General features: G+C 59.6%; 16 protein-coding genes. 13 read left to right on the plus strand and 3 right to left on the minus strand.

Annotated elements, in window-relative coordinates; all coding sequences use genetic code 11:
• Window positions 1–67 precede the first annotated feature (67 nt).
• Entirely contained in the window at window positions 68–955 is an 888-nt protein-coding gene (locus tag H4W29_RS16160; protein WP_192729801.1) for a DMT family transporter, read from the plus strand.
• Here the strand turns inward: H4W29_RS16160 and H4W29_RS16165 are convergent.
• Window positions 952–1,815 (minus strand): helix-turn-helix domain-containing protein, encoded by an 864-nt coding sequence (locus tag H4W29_RS16165; RefSeq protein ID WP_192729802.1) that lies wholly within the window; start codon window positions 1,813–1,815, stop codon window positions 952–954. The two genes, H4W29_RS16160 and H4W29_RS16165, sit on opposite strands and share 4 nt — an antisense overlap.
• 134 nt (window positions 1,816–1,949) lie before the next feature.
• Here H4W29_RS16165 and H4W29_RS16170 point away from each other — a divergent pair, with 134 nt between their 5' ends.
• Both H4W29_RS16170 and H4W29_RS16175 read left to right on the plus strand, forming a co-directional pair.
• A complete protein-coding gene (locus tag H4W29_RS16170) occupies window positions 1,950–2,885 on the plus strand; it encodes a phytanoyl-CoA dioxygenase family protein (protein WP_192729803.1) in 936 nt (311 codons plus the stop codon).
• Window positions 2,886–3,038: 153 nt separating this feature from the next.
• Window positions 3,039–3,437, plus strand: a complete 399-nt coding sequence (locus tag H4W29_RS16175; protein WP_192729804.1) for a DUF427 domain-containing protein — start codon at window positions 3,039–3,041, stop codon at window positions 3,435–3,437.
• Window positions 3,438–3,474: 37 nt separating this feature from the next.
• Here the strand turns inward: H4W29_RS16175 and H4W29_RS34345 are convergent, their stop codons facing one another.
• Window positions 3,475–3,783, minus strand: a complete 309-nt coding sequence (locus tag H4W29_RS34345; protein ID WP_246517193.1) for a hypothetical protein — start codon at window positions 3,781–3,783, stop codon at window positions 3,475–3,477.
• Between the two features lie 12 nt (window positions 3,784–3,795).
• Here H4W29_RS34345 and H4W29_RS16180 point away from each other — a divergent pair, with 12 nt between their 5' ends.
• From H4W29_RS16180 to H4W29_RS16205, 6 genes are all read left to right on the plus strand, one after another.
• The gene (locus tag H4W29_RS16180; protein ID WP_246517195.1) at window positions 3,796–4,227 is read left to right on the plus strand and encodes a hypothetical protein; all 432 of its coding nucleotides are present in this window, start codon (window positions 3,796–3,798) and stop codon (window positions 4,225–4,227) included.
• Between the two features lie 123 nt (window positions 4,228–4,350).
• On the plus strand, window positions 4,351–5,574 hold the full coding sequence (locus tag H4W29_RS16185) for an MFS transporter (RefSeq protein ID WP_192729806.1): 1,224 nt from the start codon (window positions 4,351–4,353) through the stop codon (window positions 5,572–5,574).
• 106 nt (window positions 5,575–5,680) lie between these two features.
• Window positions 5,681–6,034 (plus strand): DUF1428 domain-containing protein, encoded by a 354-nt coding sequence (locus tag H4W29_RS16190; protein WP_192729807.1) that lies wholly within the window; start codon window positions 5,681–5,683, stop codon window positions 6,032–6,034.
• 74 nt (window positions 6,035–6,108) lie between these two features.
• Window positions 6,109–6,531, plus strand: coding sequence for a secondary thiamine-phosphate synthase enzyme YjbQ (locus tag H4W29_RS16195; RefSeq protein ID WP_192729808.1), 423 nt, complete (start codon window positions 6,109–6,111; stop codon window positions 6,529–6,531).
• A gap of 122 nt (window positions 6,532–6,653) precedes the next feature.
• Window positions 6,654–6,962, plus strand: a complete 309-nt coding sequence (locus H4W29_RS16200) for a hypothetical protein (RefSeq protein WP_192729809.1) — start codon at window positions 6,654–6,656, stop codon at window positions 6,960–6,962.
• A gap of 148 nt (window positions 6,963–7,110) precedes the next feature.
• Window positions 7,111–7,482, plus strand: a complete 372-nt coding sequence (locus H4W29_RS16205; RefSeq protein ID WP_192729810.1) for a hypothetical protein — start codon at window positions 7,111–7,113, stop codon at window positions 7,480–7,482.
• Between the two features lie 115 nt (window positions 7,483–7,597).
• Here the strand turns inward: H4W29_RS16205 and H4W29_RS16210 are convergent, their stop codons facing one another.
• Window positions 7,598–8,341, minus strand: a complete 744-nt coding sequence (locus H4W29_RS16210; RefSeq protein WP_192729811.1) for an SIMPL domain-containing protein — start codon at window positions 8,339–8,341, stop codon at window positions 7,598–7,600.
• A 229-nt stretch (window positions 8,342–8,570) separates the two neighbouring features.
• Between H4W29_RS16210 and H4W29_RS16215 the strand changes: the two genes are divergently transcribed.
• From H4W29_RS16215 to H4W29_RS16230, 4 genes are all read left to right on the plus strand, one after another.
• Window positions 8,571–9,308, plus strand: a complete 738-nt coding sequence (locus H4W29_RS16215; protein ID WP_192729812.1) for a glycosyltransferase family 25 protein — start codon at window positions 8,571–8,573, stop codon at window positions 9,306–9,308.
• A complete protein-coding gene (locus tag H4W29_RS16220) occupies window positions 9,302–10,645 on the plus strand; it encodes an O-antigen ligase family protein (protein ID WP_192729813.1) in 1,344 nt (447 codons plus the stop codon). Before H4W29_RS16215 ends, H4W29_RS16220 begins: the two co-directional genes overlap by 7 nt.
• Window positions 10,646–10,737: 92 nt before the next feature.
• Window positions 10,738–10,992: a hypothetical protein gene (locus H4W29_RS16225; RefSeq protein WP_192729814.1), complete on the plus strand. Its 255-nt coding sequence runs from the start codon at window positions 10,738–10,740 to the stop codon at window positions 10,990–10,992.
• Window positions 10,993–11,083: 91 nt separating this feature from the next.
• The gene (locus H4W29_RS16230) at window positions 11,084–13,300 is read left to right on the plus strand and encodes an adenylate/guanylate cyclase domain-containing protein (RefSeq protein WP_192729815.1); all 2,217 of its coding nucleotides are present in this window, start codon (window positions 11,084–11,086) and stop codon (window positions 13,298–13,300) included.

Consider the following 13,300-nt stretch of genomic DNA (forward strand, 5'->3'; position numbering starts at 1 on the left):
TGCAATTTCGTTCAAGACCCCTGGCCTCCCAGCCTGTTTGCTTGCTCCGTCTCGAAAGGAGCGGCAGATGAGCAGGGAATTCCAAGGTTATATCTATCTCACACTAGCCATGACGACGGTCGGCAGTACCGTCGTCGCCAGCAAGGTCATTGCTTCCGGATTGCCGCCTTTTACGGCGACGGCCTTGCGTTTTGCGATGGCCTTTCCATTTTTCCTCCTCCTGATGCGCTGGACAGGTTCGCGGCTGCCCCGGCTCTCCGGGAGGGACTGGCTGATCCTTGTTACACAGGCGGGGGCCGGGAGCGTGGGTTACACGACGCTGTTGATTTCGGGCCTGTCACTGACGTCAGCGGCCAATGCCGGTGTCATCATCGGCACGCTGCCGGTCGTCTCCGCGGCAATCTCCATCCTCGTGCTTGGCGAGAGGCCGCAACGTTTCCTGCTTCTGGCAATCGGACTGGCGGCAGCCGGCGTCTTTTCCATTGCCTTTTCGCCGGCTGCCGGTCGAGGGTCGCTTGTAGGTGACATCATGATTTTTGGCGCGGTCATCTGCGAGGGGCTGTTCATCCTGCTCAACAAGCGGCTCGGCACGTCGATTCCACCATTGACGCAGTCGGCGCTGATGACGGCAATCGGCTTCGTCGTTGCGGGTGTGCCCGCCTTGTTTGAGCATCATGATATCGGCATCGCTTCGCAACCTGCTCTGCTTGCGGTCGCCTATTACGCGCTGGTGCCGACCGTCGGCGGCTTCATTCTCTGGTATGCGGGAGCGGAGCGCGTCAGTGGTGCGGAGGCCTCTCTCTTTACGGCTGTTGCGCCGGCAACAGCCGTCATTTTCGCCTTCCTGGTCCTTGGAGAGGCGATCGGTTCCAATCAGATTTTCGGAATTGCCTGCGTTCTGGCGGCGGTCCTAGGCCTCGGCCTCGCCAGCCTGCGGCGAACGGCCAAGGTTTAAGCGGGGCGGAAGACGTTGCGGTATTCCCGCGGCGTCATTCCGGTCTGCGTCCTGAACTGCCTGTTGAAATTGGCAAGCGAACCATAGCCGACGGCATCGGCGATATGGCCGACCGGCTGGACCGTGGCCGAAAGGCGGGCGCAGGCATCACCGATGCGCATGCGGATCAGATAGTCCGAGACGGTGGTGCCGGTATGGCGACGGAAGAGCCGGTGCAGGCCGGAGACGCTGAGCGCGGCTATATCGGCGAGTTCTTCCAGTGCGATCGTGCGGGCATAGTGCAGATGCAGGTGGGTGAGCACCCGGTCGATGCGCTCACGGCTCTCCTGCAATTCCCGGCTCTGGCCGGGTGTGCTGGCGAGTGGGGATGCTTGCCGGTCGCCGGCGATGGAGCCGAGGATGTCGAAGAGTGAGAGCAGCCGTTCGGCGGGCGGCTTTGCGAAGATGGCTTCGATGTCGTCGCGGACGGCTGTGGCCGCTTCCTTCGAGAAGTGCAGGCCGCGATCGGCGCGGGCAAGCATGGACTCGACCGGGCGAAGCTCCACCGCACCTGATGTCATCTTCTGTATCCAGTCCGGATGGAACCAGAGCACAAGGGCGATATGCGGGTTTGCCTCGTCGTATTTCGCTCGCGATACCCAGGTGTGCGGCAGGTTGGGACCGACGAGCACGAGATCGCCATCCTCATATTCCCCCGTGTGGTCGCCGATGAAACGCTGGCCGATGGAATTCAGCGTCAGCGTCAGTTCGAATTCGGGGTGGTGGTGCCACTGGAAGGGGATCGCGTCATCCAGCCGCCGGTTCAGCATGCTCCAGGAAGCATCGGCGTGACGCGGCAGGATTTCGAGATAAGGCCTCATCGGGCGCCTTTCTGACTGTTGACGCCAGAATAGTATCATAATCAGCCAAGACGGCACAACATAACCCAGAATGGAAGGCTACACTCTCTTCATCGCCTGGAAACACAGGAATGCATCAATGATGGGAGGATCTCATGGAACTGGCAGTGAAACGCGACGCTCATCCGACGGCCTCGTCGGTCACCACGCAGCTCAAGGACATCAAGAAGAGGCTGCCGCTGCGCGTGCTTTCGGAAGCGGACTGGCAGCACTGGACGACGAAGGGCTATGTCATCGTTCGCCAGGCCGTTCCTGCAGCCAATGTCGAGCGGCTTGCGGAGGTGCTCTGGCGTTTTGACGAGAAGGATCCGAACGACGCTTCCACCTGGTATGCGCCGCAGCGCCGTGAGCACAAGATGAAAGAGCTCAACAATACCGGCATGCTGGAGATCTATAATCATCAGGCGCTCTGGGATAACCGTATGGAGAAGCGCGTCTACGACGTCTTCGTCGATATCTGGGACCGCGAAGACCTGTGGGTGACGATCGACCGCGCCAATCTGAACCCGCCGAAGAAGGTCAAAGGAAATCCGAACGGCTTCATCCACTGGGACGTCGATACATCCATCCGGCCGCTGCCGATCGGCGTGCAGGGCGTGCTGAGCCTCAAGAAGCAGGACGGCGATGTCGGGGGCTTCCAGTGCGTGCCCTATCTTTTCGAACATTTCGAGGAATGGGTGAAGACGCAGCCCGAGGACCGTGATCCGATGCATCCTGATATGACCGGGCTTTCCGTGGTCAATATCGACATGGAGCCGGGCGACCTGATGATCTTCAATTCGCTGCTCGCCCATGGCGTTCGCCCGAACCATGCGGACAATCGCGTGCGCATGGCGCAATATATCTCCATGCATCCGGCTGAATACGACAATGCCGGAGAGCGCGAAGAACGCATCCGCCTATGGCGGGAGCTCGACCATCCGAAACGTGATGCCTTCCCCGGCGATCCGCGCGAATGGGAAAAGCACAATGCCAAGACTGCCGAGCTGACGCCGCTCGGCCGCAAGCTGCTCGGCCTCGACCGCTGGTAAGCGGATAGCAGATCACGAGCCGCGGAGGTGGACGCCTCCGCGGCTCTTTCCTAAGCGCCGCATCTGCGGGCTCATGAAATACGCCGCCCCCTTGGGTTGCTCGCCTGCGTACCCTATCTCTTTCGGAGCGAACTCAATCCGGAGATGACATCCATGTCAGGCAAGCCGATCAAGATTCCCGGGCCGGACCATCCGATCACCGTCGAACACAATCCCTCCCGTGTCGTCGTCAAGCTCGGCGGCCGCGTGGTTGCCGATACGCATGATGCGCTGACGCTTCGCGAGGCTTCCTACCCGCCGGTGCAGTATATTCCACGCAAGGATGTAAATATGTCGCTGCTGGAGCGCACCGACCACGAGAGCCATTGCCCCTATAAGGGGGATGCCTCCTACTACAGCATTCCTGATGGGGGCGAGCGTTCGAAAAATGCGATCTGGACCTATGAGACGCCCAATCCCGCCGTTGCCAATATCAAGGGCTATTTGGCCTTTTATCCTGATAGGGTCGATTCCATTGAAGAGCTGCCATCGCCGGAAGCAGGGCAGTTCTAAGGGATAACTTGATCTCCACCTTTGATCTACGCATTGGTCAAAAGAGGCTGGAGCCGTAAGCGTATTGGGTTAATATGAATCCCCCTGAGGTTGCAGTATCTTTGCCGCGCGCGAGGGTGCTGCCGGGGGCCTCATGAAACTGGATCAGGTAGAGCTTCGTTCCGAAGTATTGGATATCCGCATCGTAGAGAGCATCGGTGATGGTTCTTTCAATCTTGAATTCGATGTTTCTCGCAGTGACGGATACGTTCTGATCCTTCTCGAAATACTGGCCGGGAGGGGTGATTTCCTCGTCCAGGGTTTCAATGAGGAAAATAGTGCCGCCACATCCCTCCGGAGCCGGCAAAGGGTCTACATATTGAGACCTGTCGAAGCTGCCCGCAGGATTGCTGTCGGCATGTTCGCTGCCGTCAACAGCAAGGTCCGGGCGACGATCGCCTGCTTCAAGCGGAAGATCGTCAACACATCAGAGGAATTGTCCTGTCCGCTGTGCCGGGCGCTTTCCAGATTGCTCGTTGCTTCCGCACTTGCCTGGATGGGTATTCCGTCTCCGGACATTCTGGATAGGGTCGAGATTTCCACCGCTCCCACTGTCGAGCAGATGCGGAAGCTTCTCAGTGGCACAGCGACCATAGGCAGTTCGCAGAACGAACTGCTTGCTCTTGTCGGTCCGGATTTGCGAACGGCAATCCTCGATGTCATGGAAGAGACCATGTGGCTACTCGACATGCGTGACCAGCTCCATGCTGCCGCGTGCCAGATGGTCGGCTGCTGTCCGCCCCCACGTTGATGCGGCAATTGCGCGCCGGAGCTTATTCCGGTTGACAGAAATCATTTTCAAGCAGAACACCGTTTCGTTCTTATAAGATTCCTATATGTGCCTGTGGCTGGGCCGCACGCCGGTGACTGAACAATGGACATACCAGTGAAAGAGCGGGATAGCGTTCTGCGCCATCCCGGCTATCTGAACTTCGCCGCCTCCCGCGTCTTCTCCTCGCTTTCCTTCCAGGCTGTCGGCATCGCCATGGGGTGGATGATCTACGATCAGACGCATAGCGCCTTCGCGCTCGCTCTCGTTGGTTTCTGCCAGTTCCTGCCGATGGCCGTGCTGACCTTTGTCGTCGGTCACGTCGCTGACCGGTTCGACCGCCGCCGGATCGGGCTCGCCTGCCAACTGATCGAGGCAGTCACTGCGCTGGTGCTGGCGGTCGCGACCTGGCAGCAATGGCTTTCGCCGGTTGGAATTCTGGTCGCGGTCACGATCATGGGCGCCGTCGTTGCGTTCGAACGGCCGACCATGGCGGCTCTCCTGCCCAATATCGTGCCGACCTCGATGCTCCAGAGAGCCGTTGCCACTTCGACCTCGCTGATGCAGACGGCGCTGATCATCGGCCCGTCGCTCGGCGGTCTTCTCTATGGCGTCAGCCCCGTTGCGCCTTTCGCTGTTGCAGCCGTGCTATTTGCCGTGGCGAGCTTCAACGTGATTTCGATCCGCATGGAATGGCTTCCTTCGAAACGCGAGCCGGTGACACTTACCTCCATCTTCGCCGGCGTTTCCTTCATCCGCAGCCGGCCGGTGATGCTCGGCACGATTTCGCTCGATCTCTTCGCGGTGCTGCTTGGCGGAGCGACGGCGCTGCTGCCGATGTTTGCCCGCGATATTCTGCATGCCGGCCCGTGGGGCCTTGGCCTGCTGCGCGCGGCGCCCGCAATCGGTGCACTTGCCATGTCCATCGTGCTGGCGCGCCGGCCGCTGACATCGGATGTCGGCCGGAAGATGATGGTGGCGGTCGCGGTCTTCGGTGTCGCCACCATCGTCTTCTCGCTCTCGACAAACATCGCGCTTTCCGTCATCGCGCTGCTCGTCGTCGGTGCCTCCGATACGGTCAGCGTCGTCGTGCGGAGCTCTCTCGTGCAGCTTCTGACGCCCGACGAGATGCGCGGCCGCGTCAACGCCGTGAACTCGCTCTTCATCGGCACCTCGAACCAGCTTGGCGAATTCGAGTCCGGCATGGTTGCCGGCGTGGTCGGCCCGGTCGTGGCCGGCATTGCCGGCGGGGTCGGTACGATCGTCGTCGTGTTCCTGTGGACGCGATTCTTCCCCGACCTTCTGAAGGTGAAGACACTTCAGGGCTAGCCCTTATCTCCTTGCCGCATCGGCCGCGGGCGTTAATTGAGGCGGCAATGTCGGATGTGGCCGGCGTCGAACGTCCTTTGGACGTTAACACGAGAGGAGAAATGCAATGTCCTATGTTGATGGCTTCATCGTCGCCGTTCCCCGCGAGAATGTCGATGCCTACAAGGAATTCTCCGCCTATGCCGGTTCGATCTGGAAGGAATATGGTGCGCTCGAATATGTCGAATGCCTCGGCAACGACGTGCCTTATGGCGAACTGACCTCGTTTCCACGCGCCGTGATGGCCAAGGATGACGAGGTCGTGGTGTTTTCCTGGATCCTCTACAAATCCAGGCAGCAGCGCGACGAGATCAATGCCAAGGTGATGGCCGATCCGCGCCTTTCCAGCGACAAGTGGCAGATGCCTTTCGACGGCAAGCGCATGATCTACGGCGGCTTCGAGGAGTTGCTGCGGCTCTAGCATCGGATCCGTGCCATTGACTTCAAGGGCAAGGCACGCCACCTCGCGGGAGATAATCTGCGACGGAGACCGCCTTGCCCCAGACGATGTTTACGCTTTCCACCCGTGGCCAGGGCCTCTACGAATTCACCGATCAGGCCCAAGCCTTCGTGCGACAGTCCGGCATGGAGGAGGGGTTGTTGACGGTTTTCGTGCGCCATACCTCCTGTTCGCTGCTCATCCAGGAAAATGCCGATCCCGATGTGAAGACGGACCTCAACAGCTTTTTCCGCCGCCTCGTGCCGCCATCATCCGACCCATCAATGCAGTGGGTCGTTCATACGACAGAGGGACCGGATGATATGCCTGCTCACATCAAGGCTGCACTGACCCAGGTTTCGATCGGCGTTCCCGTCAGTCGCGGTCGACTGGTACTTGGCACCTGGCAAGGCATCTATCTCTTCGAGCACCGTGACCGTCCGCACCGGCGCGACGTCGTGTTGCATTTGAGTCCGTGAGATCATTACGCCTTGTGAATGCCAACTGAATGGGCGGTTCGAACGGCATTCAGCTTCGTGCGTTTAGTCTTGCGGCAATCCCAAAAGGGAGATTGAGGAAACACCACGAGGAGACAAACCCAATGTCGCATTTCCTTGCCAAGGCTTGGCTTGCCGCACTGCTCGCTTTGAGTTCCATTCCGTTTGCCGGCTCCGCCGCTTTCGCCGCGCCCCAGACGGATTTCGTCGTCAAGGCGCAGTATTATCACCGCCCGCCGGTTCGTGGCTGCTCGCCGATGCAGGCCATTCGCAAGGCTCGCTATTCCGGCCTGCGAGACGTGCGCATTTCCAAGATCACGCCGCGCCGTGTCGTCGTCACCGGCCGCGACCGCCGTGGCTGGGACCGAATGGCCTTCGCCAATGTGCGCGGCTGCCCGCTCATGTACCGTTAATTCGTTCGGCCGGAGCCCGGAAAACTCGAGCTCCGGCCGTTTTGCCTTGACCGCAACGCTTTCGCCCGTGTTCTCTCGGAACTGTGTGTAAGTGATTCCGGAACAGCTCCGGCAGTTGCCCGCGGCTACCAACCACGAGGATCTTTTCATGATGCAGTTTCTGGCGAAGGCGGGGCTTGCCGCCCTTCTTTCCGCTGCTGCGCTGGCCGGCACCATTGCGCCGGCTGCAGCACAGGTGAATATCATTATCGGCGAACCGGACCGTGGTCCGCCCCCGCCGGACTGGCGCCGTCCGCCGCCACCACCGCCGGGTTACGGCCGTCCGCCGGGCTACGGGCGCCCACCGCGTGGCGGCTGCGATCCGCGCATGGCGGAAAACATCGCCGAGGATTACGGCCTGCGCCGCACGCGCGTCGTCGATATCACGCCGCGCCGTGTCATCGTGCAGGGCTGGAGCCGCCGCGGCCCCGACCAGATGACTTTCGGCAACGTTCGCGGTTGCCCACTCATGCGCCGCTGATACCAGGCGTACGATCGTCCATCGCATAAAAAACCGCCCTTGCAGACAGCAAAGGCGGTTTTCTTTTGAGCGGCTTTTCCCTTTGGGACAGGGCGCGGAAGCGCCCTGCGAAAGTTTACTGCTCGATTGCGAAAGTCATGCTGACGGTGACATTGTAGCTGTTCTCGCCACCCTGGACCGGAACGGCGGCGACATCGGAGGCTTCCTTCATCATCGCGGCGCGGTAGACCGGCTGCGGCATCGGGCGCACGACATTCTCGCTGATCTCGACGACGCGGCCAACCTTCACGCCGGCGGCTTCGCTCAGCGTTTTGGCTTTCTTGATCGCATTGGCGACAGCGTTCTTGCGGGCTGCCTCGAGGGCTGCTTCCGGCTTGTCGTTGGTGAATTGGATATCGCCGCCCTGATTGATGCCGAGCGTGACGGACTGATCAATGATCTCGCCGAGTTTGGAGAGGTCGCGGACGCGAACGGTGACCGAATTGCTGGTCTGGTAGCCGATCAGCTGCGGCGGCTGCGGCTGGTTGTCGACCGGCTGCGGGTAATTGTACTGCGGCTGGATCGAAAAGCCCGAGGTCTGCAGGTCGCGGTCGGCAATGCCGCTCTTCTTCAGTGCAGCCAGCACTTCGCTCATCGCCTTGTTGTTTTCATCGAGCGCTTCGCGGGCGGTCTTTGCCTGTTTGACCACTGCGAGATTGACGACGGCCATATCGGGAGCCAATGCCGATTCGCCCTCTCCTGATACGGTGATGACCGCTTCGCGCGGCCGATTCTCCTGCGCCAGAAGCGGAGCGGATGCCGCAAGCGGCAGGCTCAGAAAGGCTGTCAGAAGGGCAGTCTTGGTGTAGTTCGGCGCCATGTTTGTTCCTCGGCTGTTTGCGTCCCTGCGAGCTTTGTGTCTGCGGATTGTGAAGCTATTGCGGCAGGAATCGATATGAGAATTGCTTTATCACGATGATTGCTTTCGACTAAAGAGTGTAGGGGGCAATCAACGCATGGTAGGTAATCTGAGCGTGTGGCTGTTGCCCGCGGTTAAGCCTCGACTTATAAAGAACCGCATTTCTGTCTCATGCTGAAGTTTCGCTTTTATGAAAATCGGTGCCTATGTCATCAACCTGAACCGCTCCATCGCCCGATGGGAAGGGCTTTCGCGGAGGGCCAATTCGCTGGCGCTCGACGTCGTCAGGATATCCGGGGTGGATGGCTCGCAGATCCAGCCGCACGACAAGGCTGACATCAACAAGCGGCAATTTTTTCTTCGCAATGGCAGGAACTATCTGTCAGGCGAGCACGGCTGCTATCGCAGCCACGTCAAGGCACTCACCGAGTTTCTCGACAGCAGCAATGATGCGGCGATCATCATGGAAGATGACGTGGAACTGCAGGCCGATCTGATAGAACGTGCAGAGGCTGTGCTTGCTGCGGTTCCGAAAGCGGAACTGGTCAAGTTGCTCAACCATCGGTCCAAGGGCTTCGTGCAGAAGGCGACGACGAAATTCGGTGATGCGATCGGCCGCTGCATCCACGGGCCGCAGGGTTCGGCCGCCTGCTATCTGGTCACCCGATCCGGCGCAAAGAAGCTTCTGCGGACCATGACCGTCATGGTCTATCCCTTCGATGTGGCATTAGAGCGCGGGTGGTCGACCGAGGTTAATACCTTTACGGTCAAGAACAATCTGATAGAGCTAGGGCCGAACAGCCACGAAACGGCGATTGCGACGAAGCTTGACTACAGACGGCAGAAATTCAAGGGAATACGCCGCTCCGTCACGCATCTGCTTCGCGCCGCCGATTATGCTAGAAGGGTGCAATATTCTCTATGGTAGCGAGCGAAGAGCCGATTGCCACGCCCTCCCGCCTCAAGCCTGTCCTCATCATCCTGTGGCTGCTGCTGATTTCGGCTCCCATTCTGGAAAGCGATAGCTATCGCTATGCGGCGCTGCTGCTGATCGGGACGATCTTTGTCTGGTTCAAGCCGAATCTTGGCCTGTTGAAGCGAGATTGGCTGGCCAATGCCTGCATTGCCTGGGGCGCCTACGCTCTGCTGCGCTTCCTCTTCGGCCTGATCGTCGACGGCGAAAAGGGCGCGTCCGACTGGCTCTACGCCTTTCCGCTGTTTTTTCCGGCTGTGGGCATCGCGCTTTATTCCAGCCGGAAACAGATCGAAACGGTCTTTGCGATCTATTTCCCGATCGCACTTGCCGCCCTGCTGATCTCCACCGACTATCGGCTCATTCTTGCAGGCGACGACCGTATTTCGCCGCTCTTCCATAACAACCTGATCCATGGCGCGATCGGCTGCGGCTTCCTGATGATCGGGGCTTTCTACTGGCTGTTGCACGCTTGGGAGACCGGCCAGCTTGCACGCCGTTCCGGCAGCTGGATTATCGCCGTCGCGACGCTCATCATCGCTCTCTGCCTTTTCAACATTTACGGCTCCAAGGCGAAAGGCGTCTGGCTGAGCCTCGTCCTCGTCGGGCCTCTAATGCTCGCCTCGCTGCTGCTTTATGCAGATAGACGCCGGGCCGCGTTGGTAGGGGCTGTCGTCGTCGCTCTCATCGCAGCGGCGCTTTTTGTCGGCGGCGATGATATCTGGCGGTTTGCCGGCCCGACCTACGAGGCCACCGCACGGATCGAGACCGAAATCTCTGCGCATGGCGCATGGAATGCTGTCGCTGATGCGATCGCGTCAAAGGATACGCCGGAGTCGATGAATGAACGGCTGCAGCTCTGGGCGAATGCTTCGGAAGTGATTGCCCAGGCGCCTTTCTTCGGTGCCGGCAACCACTGGCTCACGCTCTGGCAGTCCACCACCTATGCCAGCGTACCCTATACGCTGCTCCATAACGGCTACTTCGAGATGCTTGTTCGTCACGGGCTGTTCGGCATTATCGTTTTCGCCATATTGGCAACAGGCATGTACAGCCGGGTGTTTGCCGCATGGAGAGCCAGGCTGATCAGCCTCAGCGCGCTGCTGGCCTATAGCATGGTGACGCTGTTCTTCCTCGGAACGATCCTGTCCAACTCCAACAATCGGCTGGCAATCGGCGAATCGTTCTTTTTCGTGTTTTCCGCCGTCGCGTTTGCCTGCGGGATCATGTTGAAGAAGAGGGAGGTCAGGCAAGATGCCGGGATGATATCCCGGGATCGGAAGGCTGCCTGAGAGGGCGTGGAAGCCCGCCCGAAAGGGATGCCGAGCGCTCTCAAGCTTGAGCGCTCGTCTTGTCAGATACCGAAATCGTCAAGAAACGAAGGATGGATCGCGGTCTTCCTTGCCTCGCGCGCATCACGATAGCGCTGCTGGGCAGAACCAAGACCGTCGACGATCCGTCGCATGAGGCCGTTTTTACGGCGTTTGAAAATCAAGGGCATATCAAGCTCACTTTTTTTATTTTTGTTAGCCGGCGAGCATATAATTTGTGCGCGATGCTGCAACAATGGGCATTTTGGCATGCCACCTATGCAGAATATGACAGTGAGATGACAATGGCGCAGTCTCACGCCCCGTGACGGGCTGACGACCTTCCTTTCGTCGTCGATGGTATCGGCCATAGCGGTGCTGTAAGATGCTGCTGTCGTCCTTTCGGGGGAAGAGACTGACATGGAGCGCCGCCTTGCAGCCATCCTGATTGCCGATGTCGTGGGCTATGGCCGTTTGAGCCAGGTCGACGAGGAGGGGACGCGTCTGCGCTTCCAGGCAGACCTCAGGGAGATCGTCGAGCCCCTGATAGCCGAGCATAGCGGGCGGCTGGTCAAAACCATGGGCGACGGGCTGCTGGTCGAATTTCACAGTGTAGTCGAGGCCATGCGCTGCGCGGTGGACGTGCAGAAGCTGAAGGCGAAACACAATGCGGAGATACCGGCCGATTTTCGCCTGGATTTCCGCATCGGCATCAATCTGGGTGACATCATCGTCGAGGGGGCAGATATCCACGGCGATGGCGTCAATCTCGCCGACCGTATGCAGGTGCTCGCCGAGCCCGGCGGGATCGCGGTCTCCGGGCCAGCCTATGACCAGGTGAAATCGAAGCTCGATGTCGGTTTCGTTTCACTGGGCGAGCAAAGGGTCAAGAGCATCGCTGAACCCGTGCGCGTCTACCGCGTCGTGTTCGATCCGGCGGCAGCAAAGAAGTTCAGCAATCTGCGAAAGTATCTCAGCCGCCGACGCATCGCGGCAATGGCTGCTGCTGCCATCCTGCTCATTCTGGCCGGAGCGGCGCTGTGGTGGCAGCCATGGGCGCTATTCGAAACCCCGTCGTTGACCCAGCGCTTTGCCTATCCTTTGCCGGACAAGCCGTCCGTCGCCGTGTTGCCATTCATCAATGTCAGCGGCGACGTGGAGCACGATCATCTTGCAGAAGGCTTGACCGATGATCTGATTACGGAACTGTCGAAAGTCTCCGGCCTCTTTGTCATCGCGCGCCACTCCGTCTTTGCGGTGCGCGATGACGGCGGCAAGATACAGGATGTGGCGGCTGAGCTCGGCGTCCATTATGTCCTTGAAGGCACGCTGCAGCGCGCAGGCTCACGATTGCGCATCAATGTCAAACTGATCGATGCGCTGAGCGGCCTTTCCCTCTGGGCCGAGCGCTACGACCGCGAATATGCCGACCTTTTCGCGGTTCAGGATGATGTCATCAGCAAGATCATCGCAGCGCTTGCCATCAGGCTCAGCGAGGGCGAGCGCACGCAACTGGCGCAGATCCCCACGGAGAATCTCGAGGCCTACGATTATTACATGCGCGCCGAGCAGGCGGGTCTCACCTATGGAGACGTCGGGACCTACCGCGAAGCGCTGTCCTATTACCAGAAGGCGATCGACCTCGATCCTAACTTTGCCGATGCGCATGCCGGGATCGCGCGCATCGCCGTCGATGTCTGGCGCAACGACTACAATATCCTCTGGTCGGCCGCCGTTGCCCGCAAGATCGCCTATGACGCGGCAGGGCAGGCATTGAAGATCGATTCGAACAATGCGCGGGCGCATACGGTCCTTGCCCTCCTGCAACTGGTCGACGGGCGCCAGACGGAGGCGCTGATATCGGCGAACCGTGCCGTGCAGGCGCAGCCGAGCGATGCTGAAGCCAATGGCAATCTCGCCCTCGTGCTCGCTCATATCGGCAATCATGACCAGGCGACCACGGAAATGGAAAAGGCGCTGCGCTTCGATCCTTCGCCATCGCCCGGCTTCCAATTGCTGGCGGGTATCGTCTTCTACATCATCGGTGATGACGACCGGTCGATCTCGCTCATGGAGGCGGCCCGTGACGCGCTTCCCAATGCGGAGGCGGCGCGCGAATTTCTGACCGCAGCCTATATCGAGGACGGCGACAAGAAACGCAGCCTGCAGGAGAAGACGAAGCTGCTGGCGCTCTTTCCCGAAAGCAATCTGACCTATTACAGCTATCTCTACGACTACTGGCGCAAGGATGATCTGGACCTGCATTTGAGCAGGCTGCAGAAAGCTGGAATTCCCGAATGGCCTTTTGGGTTTCAGGGCGAGAAGGCCGATCAGGTCACCGGCGAACAGTTGCGCGATCTCATCAGCGACAAGACCTGGACCGGCAAGCACCGCAACGGCACGCAATTTGTCCAGTTCTTCGACAAGGCAGGCAATACCGCCTATCGCAGCGCCAACACGAATATTACCGGCACCGTCGAGATTAAAGAAGACTGGCTCTGCGAGAAATTCCCGGGCTATTTCCTCGACAGGATGGTCTGCGGCAACGTCTATCGCAATCGCGCTCCCGAGGAGCCCGGCGCGACATATGTGCATGTCACGCCGCAGGCGCTGAAATTCTTCTCGATCGAGGGCTGA

It is taken from the genome of Rhizobium viscosum, from assembly GCF_014873945.1.
GTDB classification, from domain to species: domain Bacteria; phylum Pseudomonadota; class Alphaproteobacteria; order Rhizobiales; family Rhizobiaceae; genus Rhizobium; species Rhizobium viscosum.

What these genes read in the sequence shown, in the direction of transcription:
- H4W29_RS16160 (WP_192729801.1), top strand. Translation starts at nt 68, where the DNA reads ATGAGCAGGGAATTCCAAGGTTATATCTATCTCACACTAGCCATGACG.
- H4W29_RS16165 (WP_192729802.1), bottom strand. Translation starts at nt 1,815, where the DNA reads ATGAGGCCTTATCTCGAAATCCTGCCGCGTCACGCCGATGCTTCCTGG.
- H4W29_RS16170 (WP_192729803.1), top strand. Translation starts at nt 1,950, where the DNA reads ATGGAACTGGCAGTGAAACGCGACGCTCATCCGACGGCCTCGTCGGTC.
- H4W29_RS16175 (WP_192729804.1), top strand. Translation starts at nt 3,039, where the DNA reads ATGTCAGGCAAGCCGATCAAGATTCCCGGGCCGGACCATCCGATCACC.
- H4W29_RS16185 (WP_192729806.1), top strand. Translation starts at nt 4,351, where the DNA reads ATGGACATACCAGTGAAAGAGCGGGATAGCGTTCTGCGCCATCCCGGC.
- H4W29_RS16190 (WP_192729807.1), top strand. Translation starts at nt 5,681, where the DNA reads ATGTCCTATGTTGATGGCTTCATCGTCGCCGTTCCCCGCGAGAATGTC.
- H4W29_RS16200 (WP_192729809.1), top strand. Translation starts at nt 6,654, where the DNA reads ATGTCGCATTTCCTTGCCAAGGCTTGGCTTGCCGCACTGCTCGCTTTG.
- H4W29_RS16205 (WP_192729810.1), top strand. Translation starts at nt 7,111, where the DNA reads ATGATGCAGTTTCTGGCGAAGGCGGGGCTTGCCGCCCTTCTTTCCGCT.
- H4W29_RS16210 (WP_192729811.1), bottom strand. Translation starts at nt 8,341, where the DNA reads ATGGCGCCGAACTACACCAAGACTGCCCTTCTGACAGCCTTTCTGAGC.
- H4W29_RS16215 (WP_192729812.1), top strand. Translation starts at nt 8,571, where the DNA reads ATGAAAATCGGTGCCTATGTCATCAACCTGAACCGCTCCATCGCCCGA.
- H4W29_RS16220 (WP_192729813.1), top strand. Translation starts at nt 9,302, where the DNA reads ATGGTAGCGAGCGAAGAGCCGATTGCCACGCCCTCCCGCCTCAAGCCT.
- H4W29_RS16225 (WP_192729814.1), top strand. Translation starts at nt 10,738, where the DNA reads ATGGATCGCGGTCTTCCTTGCCTCGCGCGCATCACGATAGCGCTGCTG.
- H4W29_RS16230 (WP_192729815.1), top strand. Translation starts at nt 11,084, where the DNA reads ATGGAGCGCCGCCTTGCAGCCATCCTGATTGCCGATGTCGTGGGCTAT.